We start from the raw sequence: 16,211 nt of genomic DNA on the forward strand, positions 1-16,211 counted from the left end.
CCACGGTCTCGGTGGCCGGGTCTCCACGCAGGCGGGAAGGGGCCGAACGGATGTCGTACGTGTGTTCGGAAAACATTTCTCCGCCAACTGCCCGGCCTGGGTGGGGGGCTGACGGAGTGGTGTCTGTTTCGGCCATCGCGCACCTCCCCAAAGAATCGTTTGTATGTTCGAATGAGGTCGCTGACCGGGGCTGATGGGGCTAGAGTAATCGAACGGGCGTGCGATGGATATATCGGACGGATGGCCGAAAAGGGGTGGAGCGATGGAGGTGCGGCATGGCGGGCTTCGCCCATCTGCACGTCGCGTCCGGTTACTCCGCCCGCTACGGCGCCTCCCACCCCGAACAGCTCGCCCAGCGGGCGGCCGAACGGGGCGTGACGGCGCTCGCGCTCACCGACCGGGACACGGTCACCGGCGCCGTCCGCTTCGCGCAGGCGTGCGCCGGAATGGAGGTCCGGCCGATCTTCGGCGTCGACCTCGCGGTGGAGGCCCTCGCACCCCCGCCGCCCGCACAGCGCCCGCGCACCCCCGCCCGCGGCGGCGCGCACGTGGTCGAGCCGCCCCTGCGGTTCGTCCTGCTCGCCCAGGACCGGGCGGGCTGGGCCCGGCTGTGCCGCATCACGTCGGCGGCGCACGAGGGTGCCCTGTCCGGTACGGCGCCGGTGGTGCCGTGGGAGGCGCTGCGCGAGTACGGCGGCCCCGGACTGACCGTGCTGCTCGGCCCCCTCTCGGAGCCGGTGCGGGCGCTGTCGGTGGGCCGGGAGGATGTCGCGACGAAGCTGCTGGCGCCCTGGCGGGAGGTCTTCGGGAGGGGAGTGCGGTTGGAGGCCGTAGCGCAGAATCGTTTCGGCACGGCTCCGGGCTCCCTCCGTCTGGCCGCCCGCACCCTCGCCCTGGCCGACCGCACCCGCACCACCGCCGTGCTCTCCAACGCCGTCCGCTACGCCGACCCCGACCAGCACCGCCTCGCCGATGTCCTGGACGCGGCACGCCTGCTGCGCCCGATCGACCGGCGCCGCCTGGACAGCGGGCAGCGCTGGCTCAAGGACGAGAGGGAGATGACGGTCGTGGCACGGATGATCGCCGAGTGCGCCGGAGCGGACGTCCGCCGGGCCCGCCGGCTGATGACGGACACCGCGAACACGGCGGAGGCCTGTGTCGTAGACCCCGTGGACCTCGGCCTCGGCAGGCGGCACTTCCCGGAACCGTCGCTCTTCGGCGCCGGACCGGAGACGGGCGGCGCGGCCGGGCTGCTGCGCCTGAGGTCGGAGGAGGGCCTGGCCCGACGCGGCCTCGACCACGACCGCGCGGCACGCGACCGGCTGGACGAAGAGCTCAAGGTGATTTCCCACTGGAACTACGACGCGTACTTCCTCGCCGTCGGCCAGGTCGTCGCCGACATCCGGGCCAAGGGCATCCGCGTCGCCGCCCGCGGCTCCGGCGCCGGTTCGCTGGTCTGCCACGCGCTGGACATCGCCACCGCCAACCCGCTCGACCACAGCCTGCTGTTCGAACGCTTCCTGAGCACCCGCCGGGAGTCACTGCCCGACATCGACATCGACGTGGAGTCCGCCCGCCGCCTGGAGTGCTACGACACGATCTTCGAACGCTTCGGCAAGGAGCGGGTGGCGGTCACAGCGATGCCCGAGACCTACCGCGCGCGCAGGGCGCTGCGCGACACCGGCCTCGCGCTGGGGATCGCCCCGGCCGACGTCGACCGGATCGCCAAGAGCTTCCCGCACCTGCGCGCCTCCGACATCACGAGCGCGCTCGCCGAACTGCCCGAACTACGTCAACTGGCCGCTGAGGCGCACCGGTTCGGCCCTCTGTGGGAACTCGCCGAAGGCCTCGACTCCCTGGTCCACGGCATGGCCATGCACCCCTGCGGAGTGGTCATCAGCGACGCCACTCTCCTGGACCGGCTGCCGGTGCAGCCCACTCCGCAGGGCGACTACCCGATGGCGATGGCCGCGAAGGAGGAGATCGAGGCGCTGGGCAACATCAAACTCGACGTCCTGGGCGTACGGATGCAGTCCGCGATGGCCCACGCCCTCACCGAGATCGAACGCGCCACCGGCAACCACATCGACCTCGACGACCCCCAACAGGTGCCGCTCGACGACGTGTTCGCCTTCAAGCTCATCCAGGAGAGCCAGACGCTGGGCCTGTTCCAACTGGAATCCCCCGGTCAGCAGGACCTGTTGTCCCGGTTGCAACCGCGTGACGTGCAGGACGTCATCGCCGACATCAGCCTCTTCCGCCCGGGCCCGGTCGCCGGGGGTATGCCCGAGCGGTACATCGCCGCGCGTCATGGCGGTACGCCGGTGTATGCGCACCGGGATCTCGAACCCGTGCTCGCCGACACCTACGGCGTGACCATCTGGCACGAGCAGATCATCGACACCTTGCATGTACTGACCGGCTGCGACCGAGCCTTCGCGGAGATCACCCGGCGGGCCCTCGGCGACAAGGAGCAACTGCCCCGGATCAAGGACTGGTTCCACCAGAAGGCACGCGCGCGTGGCTACAGTCCGGCCGTCCGGGACGAGGTCTGGAAGACCGTCGAGGCCTTCGGGGCGTACGGCTTCTGCCGCGCCCACGCGGTCGCCTTCGCCGTACCGGCTCTGCAGAGCGCCTGGCTCAAGGCGCACCATCCGGCGTTCCTGCTGGCCGGGTTGCTCGAACACGACCCCGGGATGTGGCCCAAGCGTGTCCTGGTCTCCGACGCCCGTCGGCGCGGTGTGCCGGTCCTGTCCGTCGACATCAACCGCTCCCGGGTGAAGCACACCGTGGAGATGACCGAGAAGGAGGAGTGGGGCGTGCGGCTCGCGCTGTCCGGGGTGCGCGGCATCAGCGAGGAGGAGTGCGCGCGGATCGAGGAGGGACAGCCGTACGGATCGCTGTCGGACTTCTGGCAGCGGGCCCGTCCCAGCAGGCCGGTCGCCGAACGCCTCGCCGAGATCGGTGCGTTGACCTCTCTGCACGACGGCCGTCTCACCCGGCGTGATCTGCTGCTCCAGATCGCCGAGTTGCACCGGCAGTCCCGCAACCGGACCGCGGGGGCCGGTCAACTGCCCATGGATGCAGGTGCTGTTGGGGGAGTGGAGCCGAGCGGGTTGCCGGAGATGACCGGACGCGAGGCGCTGAGCGCCGAGTTGGGCACGCTCGGCATCGACGTCTCCCGGCATCTGATGGAGCATCACCATCGGCTGCTGCGCGAGATCGGCGCGACGGACGCGGCCCATCTGGCCGAACTGCGCGCGGGGCAGCAGGTGTTGGTCGCCGGGGTGCGGGCCTCGACGCAGACCCCGCCGATCGCGAGCGGCAAGCGGATCATCTTCGTGACATTGGAGGACGGTTCAGGTCTGGTCGATCTCGCGTTCTTCGAGGACTCCCATCCGGCCTGCGCGTACACCGTCTTCCACAGCGGGCTGCTGCTGGTGCGCGGCACGGTCCAGGTGCGCGGCACCCGTCGTACCGTCGTCGGTTCCATGGCCTGGGACCTGGACGAGATCGCCAACGCCCGCCGGGACGACGGTCCCGAGGCGGCGCTCGCCCTCCTGGGCGCCGACCGCCCGCATCCGACGCCCGCCCAGCCCGCTCCGGGAGAGTCGCAACCCGCCCCCGCCCGGCCGCGGCGCACCCTGGCCGACGGCACCGCCGGCGCACGGCTGCATCCGTACGCCGACCTCCAGCCCGCGGGCACCCGCTCGGCCGACCTGAAGAAGTTCGGCCACCGCAGCCCGGGAAGTGCGGGATGACCGCGCGTCGGCGGCACATCGCCCACCTCCACCTGCACGCCGAACTGACGGAGACCCAGTACGGCGACGCGATCGAGCTGATGTCCGGCATCACGCCCCACGTCCAGGCCGTCCCGCCCAACGCCCTTCAGCTGGACCTGACTTCGGCACTCAGATACTTCGACCTGTCCCCTTACGACATGGTCCAGACGGCGATGCTGAGGCTGAAGGGCCTCTACGGCATCGACTGCAGCGCGGGCCTCGCGGGCAACCGCATGCTGGCGGCGATGGCGGCCGACGCGTCCGCCCCGGGGGACACCACCTGGGTGCCCACCGGGCAGGCGGCCGACTGGCTGTACCCCCGGCCGGTCACCGCACTGCCCGGGATCGGCCGTGCCACGGCGGACACGCTGCACCGATACGGCCTGCACACCATCGGCCAGCTCACCGACCTGCCGTCGGCGACCCTGCAACGGCTGCTCGGCGCGGGCCAGGCACGGCTGTTGGCCGAGCGCGCCCGCGGTCACGACCCCCGCCCGGTCGTCCCCGCGGAACCGGCGGCGCATCTGACCGCCGACCTGGCCCTGGGCCGGGACTGCCTGGACCCGGCCCAACACCACCGAGCCGTCCTGGGACTTGCCGAGCGGATCGGCCAACGCCTGCGCCGAGAAAGGAAGTTCGCGGGCCGGCTGACCCTCACGGTGAGATATGCCGACCGCAGCTCCACCACGCGTACGCGTGCGCTGCCGGAACCCACCGACCACTCACCCGCCGTCGCCGCCACCGCCCTGGGCCTGTTGACCTCCCTCGGACTGCAACGCGCCCGTGTGCGTGCCTTCGTGCTCCGCGCCGACGACCTGCGGCCGGCGGGCAGTGCCTACCGTCAGCTCTCCATGGACCCGGCGGACGCCCGCGCCCGCGCGGTCGAAGTCGCCGCGGACCGTGCCCGGCTGCGCTTCGGGCAGGAGGCGGTACGCCCGGCGGCACTGGCCGACTGACCTCTGTCGCCGAGAACTGCCCCTGCGTTCAAGGGCGTTGGTGGAGGTCGCGGTTACGCACCTGCCAGGCCCGCACCAGCAGGAAGAGCCCGACCAGTGCGACCACCACGCCCAGCACCGCGTACTGGCCGTGGCCGGACATGGCCGAACCGTTCATCGCGCCGACGCCCTGCGCGATCCAGACCGCGCCGAGCACGACGAGGATGATCCCGCCGACACCACGGACCACCATGATCACTCCATTCCCCGCACCGGTACGTCACGCGGGCGGTGGCCGCCCACGTCCACCGCTCAGCTTCGTCCTGTTCGGTGCGCCCGGGGCGGTCGAAAACCTTACGGAACGGGAACGTCGTACCGGCCGGGGTGTTGGAAGCCATGGGTGCGGAGGCGTCAGCTGTTCGCCGCGGCTCGCAGAATGAGCCTGGTGATGACTTCCGGGTGCGTCACGAGCGACAGGTGGCCGGAGTCGACCTCGATGGTCGTGGCGTTCATGCGCCGGGCCATGAAGCGCTCCAGGTCGGGGTCGATGGTGCGGTCGTTCTTCGAGACCGCGTACCAGGACGGCTTCCGGTGCCAGGCGGCGACGCTGGTGGTGGGCGGGGCGGTCGAGAGCAGACCTTGGGCCGCGTAGAGCACGAGGGCCTCCTTCCTGGGCACGCCGTTGGCGAAGTCCTTGAGGAACGCCTCCTGGCCGATCCACTTGAATCCGCCCGAGCCGACGATCCCGGCGGTGACCGGCGAGGTGGGGAACTTCGCGGCGAGCGCGGCGTAGTCCTCGCCTGCCTCCGGGGCGCGGGCGGCGACGTAGACGAGCCCGGCGACGTTCGGCGCGAGCCCGGTCTCGGAGATGACGGTGCCGCCGTAGGAGTGCGCGACCAGGATCGTGGGGCCGTCCTGCCGGGCCAGCGCGAAGTTCGTGGCGGCGACGTCGTCGGCGAGGGACGTCAAGGGGTTCTGTACGGCGGTGACGTTCATGCCCGCCGCCTGTAGCAGGGGGACGACCTTCGCCCAGGAGGAGCCGTCCGCGTAGGCGCCGTGCACGAGTACGACATTGCGCACCGCGGGCCGGGGGCCACGGGTTGCCGCCCTGGCTGCCGGGGCTCCGGAAACCGTGGCTGCTGCGACTCCCGCGCCGAGCGCGGAGAACTGACGACGGCTGAATGCCATGACTGTCTGCTTTCTCTTCACATCAAGGGCATCGGGGACGTCGGGGTCTCGGACGTCGAGGTTTCGCTCCGACCATACTGGCTCTTACTGCCATATGGCGGCGTCCGCCACGTGGCAAAATGTGCACCGAAAAGGACAGTGGGCCGGCGTGCGGAGGGTGTGGAGTGGGACTTCGGGAGATCAAGATGGAGCGGACCCGTCAGCTCATCGCGGACACGGCCATCGCGCTCTTCAGTGAGCAGGGGTTCGACGCCACGACGGTCGATCAGATCGCCGCCGCGGCGGAGGTCGGTCCACGGACGGTGTACCGCTACTACCCGACCAAGGAAGCGCTCGTCGTCCGCTTCACCGAGGACACCCTGAACACCGCGCTGGAGGAACTCCGCGGCCTGCCCGAGGAGACACCGCTGCCGCAGGCCCTGTACCAGGTGGTCGAGAGCGTCCGGCGCACCGTCGACGGCGACTCGGAACGGCGCAAGGTCGTCTACCGGATCATCGTCCGGACCCGGTCCCTCCATGCGGAGCTGCGTGCCGTGAACTGGCTGTGGCGCGAGAGCCTCGCGGAGGAGATCAGCCGACGCGCCGGAGGCCGTACCGCCGAAATGGTCGCGGCCCTCGCCGCCGCGAACGTCGCGGCCGTCGTCGAGATCGCGGTCGCGGAGTGGGCGCGTAGCGAGGAGCCCTCCGCCCTGGGCGTGGCCATCGAGCAGGCCCTCGAACTTCTCCGCACCGGCGATGTCCCCGTTCCGGCGCCCGGCCCGGGTGGGCCGGACGCGGAGTGACCCGTTCGCCGACGCGGCCTACGGCATCGATCTCGAGGATGTGGCAGTCACTGCCCCACGGCAGGTAAAGCATAGTGGCAGCTACTGCCACAACATGGGTACACTGGCGTACCGAAACGGCTTCGTTTCGCTTGCTTTCTTCGCCCCGGAGATTCCCATGTCCACATCGCCCAAGCCCCTGACCGACGAAGAGGAAGCGGCAGCGCCCCCGCCCCCGGTCCCCATCGCGGTCGACGACGCGTCCGACCGTCGCCGCTGGTGGGTTCTGATCGTGATCGCGATCGCCCAGCTGATGGTCGTGCTGGATGTCACGATCGTGAACATCGCCATGCCGTCCGCGCAGCGCGACCTGGGTTTCAGTGACGGAAACCGGCAGTGGATCGTCACGGCCTACGCCCTGGCCTTCGGCAGTCTGCTGCTCCTCGGTGGCAGGCTCGCCGACCTCTTCGGCCGGAAGATCGCCTTCCTGGTCGGCATCGCGGGCTTCGCCGGCTCCTCCGCGCTGGCCGGTGCGGCGCCGAACTTCGAGGTGCTGGTGACCGGGCGTGTCCTGCAGGGGCTCTTCGGCGCCCTGCTCGCCCCGGCCGCGCTCGCCGTCCTCAACGTCACCTTCACCACGGCCAAGGACCGGGCCCGCGCCTTCGGCGTCTTCGGGGCCATCGGCGGTGCGGGAGGCGCCTTCGGACTACTGCTGGGCGGACTGCTCACCGAGCACCTGAACTGGCGCTGGACCCTCTACGTCAATCTGGTCTTCGCCGTCATCGCGTTCGCCGGCGGACTCGTCCTGATGCGCAAGGGCGCCCCTGCCGTACGGCCCAAGCTCGACCTCCCCGGCACCGTCCTGGGCTCGGCCGGCCTCTTCGGTCTGGTCTACGGCTTCGCGAACGCCGAGACGTACGACTGGTCCTCGCCGATGACCTGGGCGACCCTGAGCGCCGCCGTGATACTGCTGGCCGCCTTCGCCTGGTGGCAGACCCGCGCCCCGCATCCGCTGCTGCCCCTGCGGGTCCTGGCCGATCGCACCCGGGGCGCGTCCTTCCTGGTGATGGCCATCGCCAGCGCCGGGCTCTTCGGTGTCTCCCTCTTCCTGACGTACTACCTGCAGTCCTCGCGGGGCTTCACTCCCGTCAGGACGGGGCTCGCGTTCCTGCCGATGATGGGCAGCCTGATGGTCGTCGCCCAGCTGTCCATCAGCGTGCTGCTGCCCAAGGTCGGCCCCAAGATCCTCGTGCCCCTCGGCCTGTTGACGTCGGCCACCGGCCTGGCCCTGCTGACCGCGCTCGACCTGAACAGCGGCTACGCCACCGGTGTGCTGCCCGGACTGCTCCTGATCGGTTCCGGTATCGGCCTGTCGCTGCCGCCGGCGATGAGCCTGTCCATCCACGGGATCAGGGTCGAGGACGCGGGCGTCGGCTCCGCGGCGGTCAACACGATGCAGCAGGTCGGGGGTGCCATCGGCACCGCTCTGCTCAACACCCTCGCCGCGAGCGCCGCGACCGCCTACCTCGTCGGCAGGACACCCACCCGGGCCACCGTGGCCCAGGCTCAGCTGCACAGCTACTCGACCGCCTACTGGTGGTCGGCCGGCCTCTTCGTCGCCGGCGCTGTGATCGCGGCCCTCATGTTCCGCAAAGGTCGCCCCGAGAGCGGTGAACCGAGCGGCCCGATCGTCCACATGTGACCAAGGCCCCCTGTTCGTACGTCAGTTGGCCCACGGCGCGACAATGCGCGTACCGTCCGCCAGCTCCGCCTCCAGGCCGATGGAGGTCGTGACCCAGGTGATCACGGTCCGGTCGGTGGGGTTCTCGGCGCCGAAGGCCGCCCCCGGGTTGATGATCAACGTGTCGCCCGCGCCGACCCGTTCGGTACGACCGTCGAGCGTGATCACCAGCTCGCCTTCGAGGATGTGCAGGATCTCCTCGTGGTCGACGGTGTGCAGGGGGGGCCTTGGTGCCGGCGGGGATCTCGCCCCGCCACGCGCACAGCTCCTTGCTGCCGGTGCGGGGATGGGCGTACGAGACGAAGCGGGCGCCGTGGATCTCGTGGACGACGGCGTCGGACGGGTGGACGACGGGCACGACTGCCTCCGGAAGTGGATAGTCAAGCTACTTGACCGTATCTCCAACATGGTCAAGCAGCTTGACCAATCCGTCAAGGGTGTTTCAATGCCCCCGTGGAGAACTCCGAGGCCATGGCCCTGACCGCCGCCCTGCTCGCCGCCGCGGGCGACCTGACGAAGCGCATCAACGACGGGGTCGTGGCCCGTGGATTCGAGGGGCGCCCGGCGTTCGGTTTCGCCTTCACGCGGCTCGCGCCGGACGGGGCGACGGTCACCGACCTCGCCGCCCATCTCGGAGTCACCAAGCAGGCGGCGAGTCAGCTCGTCGACGAACTCGTGCGCAAGGGATACGCGGAGCGGCGCCCGCATCCCGTCGACGCCCGCGCCCGGCTCGTCGTGCTCACCGAGTTGGGCTGGGCCTGTACGCGAGCCGCGGAGGAGGCGGCCCTGGAGGCGGTGCGGCCCTGGGTCGAACTGCTGGGGGAGAGTGAAGTGCGCGTGTTGTGTGACCGTTTGCGGCGTATTGCGCCCTACGGTCCCATCAGGCCCACCTGGTGACTGGTTATCACTGGAAGTTTTTACTGACGCGTAACTTCACACTTCACCTACTCGCTCGTAACTTGACGAGTGAACAGCATTCTTGTGATCCGGATCACAGGGCGTAAGGCCGTCGCAACTCCCTTGAGCCGCAAGGAGATCACACGATGCTGCCCTGGAAACGACTGCTCAGACCCCTGACCGCGCTGCTGCTGACCGCCGCGGTCGCCGCCGTTCCCACCGCCGCCGCGCATGCCTCGACCGCCACGAGCAGCGGTTGGAACGACTACAGCTGCCGGCCCTCCACCGCCCACCCCCGCCCCGTCGTCCTCGTCCACGGCACCTTCGCCAACGCCACCGACAACTGGCTGACCCTCGCGCCGTACCTCGAAGCCCGCGGCTACTGCGTCTTCTCCCTCGACTACGGCCAACTCCCCGGCGTCCCGCTCGTCTACGGCCTCGGCCCCATCGACAAGTCGGCAGAGCAACTCCAGGTCTACGTCGACAAGGTGCTCGCCGCCACCGGCGCCGCCAAGGCCGACCTGGTCGGGCACTCGCAGGGCGGGATGATGCCCCGCTACTACCTCAAGTTCCTCGGCGGAGCCGCCAAGGTGAACACCTTCGTCGGCATCGCGCCCGACAACCACGGCACCACCCTGAACGGCCTCACCAAACTCCTGCCGTACTTCCCGGGTGCCGAGGACGTGATCTCCGCGGCCGCCCCCGGCCTCGCCGACCAGGTCGCCGGCTCGGCCTTCCTCGCCAAGCTGAACGCGGGCGGCGACACCGTCCCCGGCGTCCACTACACGGTCATCGCCACCAAGTACGACGAGGTCGTCACGCCCTACACGAGTCAATTCCTGAGCGGGTCCGACGTGCACAACGTGCTGATCCAGAACCTGTGTTCAGTGGATCTCTCCGAGCACGCCCTGCTCGGGCTCACCGACCGGATCGCCTTCCACGAGGTCGCCAACGCCCTCGACCCGGCACGCGCCACCGCCACCACCTGCCTGTCGGCGCTCAGTTGACCGTAGGCACACCGCGGGGCCTGTCCGACCTGAGCCGCCGGACAGGCCCCGCCCCCTGCACAGCCGTACTAACGACCGTGCCGTCCACCGCCGTTGGTCGCGCGGCGGCGGACCGAGGCGAACAGGGCCGCGGCGCCGAGCGCGAGGGAGGCGGCGCCGCCCACGATGAGATACGGCGAGCTGTTGCTGGCACCGGTCTCGGCGAGGTTCTTCGAACTCCCCGCCGCCTGCGGCTCGTTGGCCTCGGTGGTCGCCTGGTTCGTCGCGGCGACCGGCTCCGCCGAGGTGCTCGCGTCCGCGTCGCCGTGGCCGTTGTGCTCGACGGTCGACTTGTCGGCACCGGCTGCGATCTGCTGGCTGGAAGGGGCGGAGGCGGTGGGCGCCGGAGTCGTGGGGGCGACGGGGGTCGGTGTCGAACTACCGGCCGCACTACCGCCGTTGGCACCCGTACTGCTTCCGCTTCCGCTTCCGCCGAAGCTGACGTCCGAGCAGGAGTAGAACGCCTCCGGGCTGTCCGAGCGCTGCCAGATCGCGTACAGGAGCTGCTTGCCCGAGCGTTGCGGGAGGCTGCCGGAGAAGGTGTAGAAACCGCCCGTCGCGACCGGGTCGGTGGACGTCGCGACCGGGTGCTCCAGGTCCAGGTCCGCCCAGGCGAGCGGCTGGGCGGGGTCGTAGCCGGACTTGGTGATGTACACCTTGAAGGTGCCCTTGTGCGGGGCGGTCACGCGGTACTTGAAGGTGTACGAGCCGCTGCTCACGCTCGTCGCCGGCCAGTCGGCGCGGGCCAGGTCGAGTCCCTTGAACTCCTCGTTGTTCGCGCTGCACAGCTTGCCGTCCGGGATCAGCGTCTGGTGCTGCCCGTTCGCGTCGCCGATCCGGATGCCGTTCCAGTCGTAGAGCGCCTGCGTGCCACCGGCCGCGACCGCCGCCTTGCACGCGTCCGACTTCGGGCTCTCCGGCCCCTCCGCGTAGCACTGCGCGACCCGGCTGACCGGGTCGCCCATCGAACCGTGCGCCGCCGCGGGCGCCGCGGCGAGCGCGGTCAGGGCGAGCGGGGTCATCCCGAGGACGGCGACAGCGGCGACCTTGCGGCGTGCGGGCATAGGGAACTCCAACTCCTCGGACGGTGCTCGGCGCGGGGGACGGATCCCGTGGGGGTGATCAGAAACTAGCCCCTGGAAACCGCGAAATCGCCTGCTGGAGACGGGGAGGGGAGATCCTTATGGTCGCGTTAAGGCAGGGCTAACCGAGGGCTCAGGGAGTGACGGTTCCGTGAGTGGAGAGGTGCCGCGGATGAGTGGAGCGGACGGGGTTCGTGTCGCCGTCGTCGCCGATGTGCCGGCCGTGAAGGCCGTGACCGACATGGCGTACCGCCACTACATTCCGCGCATCGGTGTGGTGCCGCAGCCCATGGAGGCGGACCACATGGCGAATGTGGCCGCAGGGCGGGTGTTCGTGACGGGGGAGCCCGTGACCGGGCTGGTGGTGATCGAGGAGCGCGGCGATCACCTGTTCCTCGACAGCATCGCCGTCCACCCCGACGCGCACGGCACGGGGGTGGGACGGCGGCTGCTGGAGTTCGTGGAGGCACGCGCGCGTGCGCTCGGGCTGCCCGAAGTCAGGCTCTACACGAACGCGCTGATGTGGGAGAACCAGGAGATCTACCCGAGGTTCGGGTACGAGGTCGTGGAGCGGCGCGTGGACGGGCCGTACGACCGCGTCCACTACCGGAAGCAGCTGGCCTGACCGGGGGCTGACCGGGGTCAGCCGTCCGGCCACCATGTGCGGGCGATGTCCTTTCGGACCTCGGGGCGCTCGACAGGGCGCTCGTCGGCCTCGTCCCGTACCCGACGGGTGTCCGACTTCTTCAGGGGCTTCTGCACGGTTACGCGGCGCATGGCTGCCTCCTTGTGTCCACCCGGGTTCGTGTTCTCACGAGGTGGACCGTTCCCGGGAGGGTGACTCATCGGCGCGGGTCTGTCTGTGGCGGCTGTCACGATTCGACTGTCAGTGGTGGGTGTCACGCTTGGCGCATGAGTGAACCTGTAGCGAACTTCGACTGGGACGCGGAGGCGGCCACCTTCGACGAAGAGCCCGATCACGGCCTGCGCGACCCGGAGATCCGCCTGGCCTGGGCCGATCGGCTGCGCGGCTGGCTGCCCGACAGCGCCGCCGACATCCTCGACCTGGGCTGCGGCACCGGCAGCCTGTCGCTCCTCGCGTCCGAGCAGGGGCACCACGTCACCGGCGTCGACCTCTCCCCGGCGATGGTGGACCTGGCCCGTGCGAAGCTGGCCGGCCGTGACGCGGCGTTCCTGGTCGGTGACGCGACGGCACCTCCGGTGGGCGAGCAGCGCTTCGACGTCGTCCTCGTACGGCATGTGCTGTGGGCGCTGCCCGACCCCGGCCGGGTCCTGCGGCACTGGCGCGGGCTGCTGCGCCCCGGCGGGCGGCTCGTGCTGATCGAGGGACGTTGGGGGACGGTCAGCCCGGTCGGGATACCCGCCGACCGTCTCACCGAACTCCTGGCGCCCCTGGCCGGGTATGTGCACATGGAGCGGCTGTCGGACGATCTGCTGCTGTGGGGGAAGGACGTGGACGACGAGCGGTACGCGGTGGTGGCCATCCCCGCCGTCCCCTGAGCGAGCCCGCCCGCCGTCACGCCACCAGCGCGTCGAACCCGCCCTCACGGGCCAGCCTCTCCAGCTCGTCGAGCGCAGCCACGGCCGCCGCCGCGGCTGCGGGGTCCGAGTCGGCCAGCCCGCTCTCCTCGAACTCGTCCTCGTCCAGCCGCCGTACGTCCGTCCCGTCGGCGGAGATCCACAGGTCCAGATCGAGGTCCTCGACGACGAGTTCGGTGCCGGAGAGGGTGGCGGGGCGGGTGATGTCGCAGTACCAGCCCTTCAACTGCCCTGCGCCGTCCCGGACTTCCTTCACCGCGTACCAGCGGTCGCGCCAGTAGTACTCGGTGAACACGTCACCGCGCTCGAAGCGCACGAAGCCGAAGTCGCGGACGCCGTTGCCGGCCCAGGGGGCACGGACGGCGAGGTGGGTGCCGTCGTCGAAGAGCAGCTCGGCCGCGTAACGGATCTTCGTGCGGCCCGCCTTGACGAGGACGACGTCCAACCGGCGTGCGGGATCAGGTGAGTTCGCGGACATAGCGCACCTCCGTGGCGCAGGTTTCGTAGCCGAACCAGGTGTTGATCGCGAGCATCGGGTCGTTGCCGGTGTCGTTGCCCGTGAACGCCTCGGTGCAGCCGGCGGCGCGGGCGCGGTGCAGGGAGTCGTTCTTGGCGAGCTTGGCGAGGCCGCGGCCGCGGTGGGCGCGGGCGGTGCCGGTCATCACCGTGCCGTAGCGGCCGTCGTCGTCCGTGCGGGCCGCGCTGAAGGCCGCGGGGCGTCCGTCGACGAGGGCCACGGATGTCAACTCCTGGCTGAACAAGGGGTGTTGCCAGGTCCCGTCCAGCCAGGTCTGGTAGTCCGTGAACTCGACGCCGATGTCGCTGGGTTCGTCGGCCATCGTCTCCGCGTCCAGCTCGAACAGGGGGCGCGGGTCCTCGGCGAAGTCCGAACCCGGGCGGATCTCCACGTCCGGCGGCGGGGTCCGGAGCGGGGGCAGGGTGCCGTGCGCCAGGTCCAGGCGGAGGAAGTACGCGGAACGGCTCGCCGTATAGCCGAACTGTTCGGCGAAGGCGTGGTTGGCCGGCTCGTCCAGGACCCAGGCGTAGAGCACGGTCGCGCCCTGGGCGGCCAGGTGCTCCTCGGCGGCGCGGGCCAGGAGCGAGCCCGCGCCCCGGTGTGTGCGCTCCGGGTGCACGTACACGTTGACGAAGCCCCGGTCGGGCTCCGGGCTGTCGTAGGCGATGCCCACCTGGGCCGTGCCGATGATCTCGCCGTCCTCCTCCGCGACCAGCCTGCGCAGTGCGGCCTCCGGGTGGGCGTGGGCGATGTCGTGGGCGACGGACTCCGGGGTGAACAGCATGTAGGGGAGCGCGAGTCGGCGTACCTCGACGAAACCGTCCAGGTCGGCCCGGACGTCGGGGCGCAGGTCGCGTGCGATCACGGTCATGGGGCCGCACGCTACGGCGGAGCCGCGCGGGAGTGCCTCTTATTTTCCGGTGGGTGCGGGACAATCGGGCGGTGACCTTGAAGATCCACATCGATGACAGTGCGGCGCCCTACGAACAGATCCGCGCCCATATCTCGGAGCAGGCCCGGTCCGGAGCACTGCCGGTCGGCTACAAGCTGCCCACGGTACGAGGACTGGCCGAGTCGCTCGGCCTCGCCGCCAACACCGTCGCCAAGGCGTACCGGGCCCTGGAGACGGACGGGGTGATCGAGACACGCGGGCGCAACGGGACGTTCGTCGCGGCTGCGGGATCGGCGGCGGAGCGTGAGGCTTCGTTGGCCGCGCAGGTCTATGCCGAGAAGGTTCGGCGGCTGGGTCTTACGGAGGGCGATGCGGTGGCGGCTGTGCGGGATGCCCTGCGGGCGGCTTATGGGGAAGGGTGAGGTGAGTTCGGCACCTCCCCCACAGCCTTAAGGGCGTGGGGGGACCCCCAGATACGCCGCTGTGACTGGGCGCCGTTGCGGCGGAGACAAACGACCGGCAGAAGCGGGGCCGGTGCCTACAAGTACAACCCCGCGTCCGCGCCCTCCCGTTGGTCCGGTACCGAGGTCGGCTGGGTGCCGCGGCGCAGGGCGTACAGCTCTGCCAGGGTCGCGCCCTCGCGGCCGACGCCCTCCTCCGTGCCGAGCCAGTCGATCGACTCCTTGCGGGTGAGGGGGCCGACCTCGATACGGGCGAGGCAGCGGCCGGGGCGGACGACGGCGGGGTGGAGGCGCTCCAGGTCCTCGTTCGTGGTGACGCCGACCAGGACGTTGCGGCCCTGGCCGAGGAGGCCGTCCGTGAGGTTGAGGAGCCGGGAAAGGGCCTGGCCCGCCGTGTGCTTCGCCTCGCCGCGGATCAGCTCGTCGCAGTCCTCCAGGAGGAGGAGCCGCCAACGGCCCTTGCCCGTCGTGTCGTCCTCGCCGATCGCGATGTCCATCAGATAGCCGACGTCGCTGAACAGCCGCTCCGGGTCCAGCACGCAGTCCACCTGGCACCAGTCCCGCCAGGAACGGGCCAGCGTGCGCAGCGCCGAGGTCTTGCCGGTGCCCGGCGGGCCGTGCAGCAACAGCAGGCGGCCCGCGATGTCCTCCGGGGTCGTCTTCATCAGGGTGTCCATCGCATCGGCCACCGGACGCGTGTAGTTGGGGCGCACCTCGTCCCACGTGCCCGCCGAGATCTGCCGGGTCGTCCGGTGCGGGCCGCGCCTGGGGGAGACGTACCAGAACCCCATCGTCACGTTCTCCGGCTGCGGTTCGGGTTCGTCCGCCGCGCCGTCGGTCGCCTGGTCGAGGACCTTCTCGGCGAGCTCCTCGCTGGTCGCCGTGACCGTGACGTCGGCGCCGCGGTTCCAGCGGGAGATCAGCAGGGTCCAGCCGTCGCCCTCGGCGAGGGTCGCGCTGCGGTCGTCGTCGCGGGCGGCGCGCAGCACGCGGGCGCCCGGCGGGAGCAGGGTCGCCCCGGTCCGGACACGGTCGATGTTCGCCGCGTGCGAGTACGGCTGCTCGCCCGTCGCGAAGCGGCCGAGGAACAGCGCGTCGACGACGTCGGACGGGGAGTCGGAGTCGTCGACGTTGAGCCGGATCGGCAGAGCGTCGTGTGGGTTAGCGGACATGGGGCCATGATCCGGCACACGGACGCCGTGTGCACCCGCTTTCCGCAGTGCGCCCCCGAGTGTCGCCTCCGTCCGATGCTTCCGATGCATCCGATGTGTCCTGACTGTGTCCGCCGTCTCCTGAGTGTGTCCGTCATGTATCCCCTCCGCCCTGTTACCAGGCTGTGCACGCGGAGG

General features: G+C 70.5%; 16 protein-coding genes and 1 pseudogene. 9 read left to right on the forward strand and 8 right to left on the reverse strand.

Annotated elements, in window-relative coordinates; genetic code table 11:
- The first annotated feature begins 275 nt into the window (after window positions 1-275).
- Window positions 276-3,761 (forward strand): DNA polymerase III subunit alpha, encoded by a 3,486-nt coding sequence (locus OG504_RS40930; RefSeq protein ID WP_405994296.1) that lies wholly within the window; start codon window positions 276-278, stop codon window positions 3,759-3,761.
- Window positions 3,758-4,738, forward strand: a complete 981-nt coding sequence (locus OG504_RS40935) for a DNA polymerase thumb domain-containing protein (protein ID WP_405994297.1) — start codon at window positions 3,758-3,760, stop codon at window positions 4,736-4,738. The genes OG504_RS40930 and OG504_RS40935 overlap by 4 nt, the downstream gene beginning before the upstream one ends.
- Before the next feature lie 28 nt (window positions 4,739-4,766).
- On the opposite strand, the gene OG504_RS40940 is transcribed toward OG504_RS40935, so the two are convergent.
- Window positions 4,767-4,970 carry a hypothetical protein gene (locus tag OG504_RS40940; protein ID WP_403590432.1) on the reverse strand — a complete coding sequence of 68 codons (204 nt, stop codon included), beginning with the start codon at window positions 4,968-4,970 and terminating at the stop codon, window positions 4,767-4,769.
- A 158-nt stretch (window positions 4,971-5,128) separates the two neighbouring features.
- Window positions 5,129-5,905 (reverse strand): alpha/beta fold hydrolase, encoded by a 777-nt coding sequence (locus tag OG504_RS40945; protein WP_405994298.1) that lies wholly within the window; start codon window positions 5,903-5,905, stop codon window positions 5,129-5,131.
- A gap of 185 nt (window positions 5,906-6,090) precedes the next feature.
- Here OG504_RS40945 and OG504_RS40950 point away from each other — a divergent pair, with 185 nt between their 5' ends.
- Complete coding sequence (locus OG504_RS40950) at window positions 6,091-6,687, forward strand: TetR/AcrR family transcriptional regulator (protein WP_405994299.1); 597 nt, start codon at window positions 6,091-6,093, stop codon at window positions 6,685-6,687.
- A gap of 157 nt (window positions 6,688-6,844) precedes the next feature.
- Window positions 6,845-8,368 carry an MFS transporter gene (locus OG504_RS40955; RefSeq protein ID WP_405994300.1) on the forward strand — a complete coding sequence of 508 codons (1,524 nt, stop codon included), beginning with the start codon at window positions 6,845-6,847 and terminating at the stop codon, window positions 8,366-8,368.
- A 21-nt stretch (window positions 8,369-8,389) separates the two neighbouring features.
- Here the strand turns inward: OG504_RS40955 and OG504_RS40960 are convergent.
- A pseudogene (locus OG504_RS40960) lies at window positions 8,390-8,765 on the reverse strand (cupin domain-containing protein).
- A gap of 95 nt (window positions 8,766-8,860) precedes the next feature.
- Between OG504_RS40960 and OG504_RS40965 the strand changes: the two are divergent.
- Together OG504_RS40965 and OG504_RS40970 are read left to right on the forward strand one after the other, a co-directional pair.
- The gene (locus tag OG504_RS40965) at window positions 8,861-9,304 is read left to right on the forward strand and encodes a MarR family winged helix-turn-helix transcriptional regulator (RefSeq protein WP_405994301.1); all 444 of its coding nucleotides are present in this window, start codon (window positions 8,861-8,863) and stop codon (window positions 9,302-9,304) included.
- A gap of 146 nt (window positions 9,305-9,450) precedes the next feature.
- On the forward strand, window positions 9,451-10,311 hold the full coding sequence (locus tag OG504_RS40970; RefSeq protein WP_405994302.1) for an esterase/lipase family protein: 861 nt from the start codon (window positions 9,451-9,453) through the stop codon (window positions 10,309-10,311).
- Window positions 10,312-10,379: 68 nt separating this feature from the next.
- Here OG504_RS40970 and OG504_RS40975 read toward each other — a convergent pair whose 3' ends face one another.
- Window positions 10,380-11,414 carry a lytic polysaccharide monooxygenase gene (locus OG504_RS40975; RefSeq protein WP_405994303.1) on the reverse strand — a complete coding sequence of 345 codons (1,035 nt, stop codon included), beginning with the start codon at window positions 11,412-11,414 and terminating at the stop codon, window positions 10,380-10,382.
- Window positions 11,415-11,604: 190 nt separating this feature from the next.
- Here OG504_RS40975 and OG504_RS40980 point away from each other — a divergent pair, with 190 nt between their 5' ends.
- Entirely contained in the window at window positions 11,605-12,057 is a 453-nt protein-coding gene (locus tag OG504_RS40980) for a GNAT family N-acetyltransferase (protein WP_405994304.1), read from the forward strand.
- 17 nt (window positions 12,058-12,074) lie between these two features.
- Here the strand turns inward: OG504_RS40980 and OG504_RS40985 are convergent, their stop codons facing one another.
- A complete protein-coding gene (locus tag OG504_RS40985) occupies window positions 12,075-12,209 on the reverse strand; it encodes a hypothetical protein (RefSeq protein ID WP_398853883.1) in 135 nt (44 codons plus the stop codon).
- 135 nt (window positions 12,210-12,344) lie between these two features.
- On the opposite strand from OG504_RS40985, the gene OG504_RS40990 reads away from it, so the two are divergent.
- On the forward strand, window positions 12,345-12,953 hold the full coding sequence (locus tag OG504_RS40990) for a class I SAM-dependent methyltransferase (RefSeq protein WP_405994305.1): 609 nt from the start codon (window positions 12,345-12,347) through the stop codon (window positions 12,951-12,953).
- A gap of 16 nt (window positions 12,954-12,969) precedes the next feature.
- On the opposite strand, the gene OG504_RS40995 is transcribed toward OG504_RS40990, so the two are convergent.
- Complete coding sequence (locus OG504_RS40995; RefSeq protein WP_405994306.1) at window positions 12,970-13,470, reverse strand: DUF402 domain-containing protein; 501 nt, start codon at window positions 13,468-13,470, stop codon at window positions 12,970-12,972.
- Window positions 13,451-14,380 carry a GNAT family N-acetyltransferase gene (locus OG504_RS41000; protein ID WP_405994307.1) on the reverse strand — a complete coding sequence of 310 codons (930 nt, stop codon included), beginning with the start codon at window positions 14,378-14,380 and terminating at the stop codon, window positions 13,451-13,453. Before OG504_RS41000 ends, OG504_RS40995 begins: the two co-directional genes overlap by 20 nt.
- A 71-nt stretch (window positions 14,381-14,451) precedes the next feature.
- On the opposite strand from OG504_RS41000, the gene OG504_RS41005 reads away from it, so the two are divergent.
- Window positions 14,452-14,823, forward strand: a complete 372-nt coding sequence (locus OG504_RS41005) for a GntR family transcriptional regulator (RefSeq protein WP_405994308.1) — start codon at window positions 14,452-14,454, stop codon at window positions 14,821-14,823.
- A 116-nt stretch (window positions 14,824-14,939) separates the two neighbouring features.
- Here the strand turns inward: OG504_RS41005 and OG504_RS41010 are convergent, their stop codons facing one another.
- Window positions 14,940-16,034, reverse strand: coding sequence for a DUF5925 domain-containing protein (locus OG504_RS41010; RefSeq protein WP_405994309.1), 1,095 nt, complete (start codon window positions 16,032-16,034; stop codon window positions 14,940-14,942).
- Window positions 16,035-16,211: the final 177 nt, after the last annotated feature.

This window comes from Streptomyces sp. NBC_00986 (genome assembly GCF_045162565.1).
Taxonomy (GTDB): Bacteria; Actinomycetota; Actinomycetes; order Streptomycetales; family Streptomycetaceae; genus Streptomyces.

What these genes read in the sequence shown, in the direction of transcription:
- OG504_RS40930 (WP_405994296.1), top strand. Translation starts at nt 276, where the DNA reads ATGGCGGGCTTCGCCCATCTGCACGTCGCGTCCGGTTACTCCGCCCGC.
- OG504_RS40970 (WP_405994302.1), top strand. Translation starts at nt 9,451, where the DNA reads ATGCTGCCCTGGAAACGACTGCTCAGACCCCTGACCGCGCTGCTGCTG.
- OG504_RS40950 (WP_405994299.1), top strand. Translation starts at nt 6,091, where the DNA reads ATGGAGCGGACCCGTCAGCTCATCGCGGACACGGCCATCGCGCTCTTC.
- OG504_RS40940 (WP_403590432.1), bottom strand. Translation starts at nt 4,970, where the DNA reads ATGGTGGTCCGTGGTGTCGGCGGGATCATCCTCGTCGTGCTCGGCGCG.
- OG504_RS40975 (WP_405994303.1), bottom strand. Translation starts at nt 11,414, where the DNA reads ATGCCCGCACGCCGCAAGGTCGCCGCTGTCGCCGTCCTCGGGATGACC.
- OG504_RS40945 (WP_405994298.1), bottom strand. Translation starts at nt 5,905, where the DNA reads ATGGCATTCAGCCGTCGTCAGTTCTCCGCGCTCGGCGCGGGAGTCGCA.
- OG504_RS41000 (WP_405994307.1), bottom strand. Translation starts at nt 14,380, where the DNA reads ATGACCGTGATCGCACGCGACCTGCGCCCCGACGTCCGGGCCGACCTG.
- OG504_RS40995 (WP_405994306.1), bottom strand. Translation starts at nt 13,470, where the DNA reads ATGTCCGCGAACTCACCTGATCCCGCACGCCGGTTGGACGTCGTCCTC.
- OG504_RS40980 (WP_405994304.1), top strand. Translation starts at nt 11,605, where the DNA reads ATGAGTGGAGCGGACGGGGTTCGTGTCGCCGTCGTCGCCGATGTGCCG.
- OG504_RS41010 (WP_405994309.1), bottom strand. Translation starts at nt 16,034, where the DNA reads ATGTCCGCTAACCCACACGACGCTCTGCCGATCCGGCTCAACGTCGAC.
- OG504_RS40985 (WP_398853883.1), bottom strand. Translation starts at nt 12,209, where the DNA reads ATGCGCCGCGTAACCGTGCAGAAGCCCCTGAAGAAGTCGGACACCCGT.
- OG504_RS40935 (WP_405994297.1), top strand. Translation starts at nt 3,758, where the DNA reads ATGACCGCGCGTCGGCGGCACATCGCCCACCTCCACCTGCACGCCGAA.
- OG504_RS40990 (WP_405994305.1), top strand. Translation starts at nt 12,345, where the DNA reads ATGAGTGAACCTGTAGCGAACTTCGACTGGGACGCGGAGGCGGCCACC.
- OG504_RS40955 (WP_405994300.1), top strand. Translation starts at nt 6,845, where the DNA reads ATGTCCACATCGCCCAAGCCCCTGACCGACGAAGAGGAAGCGGCAGCG.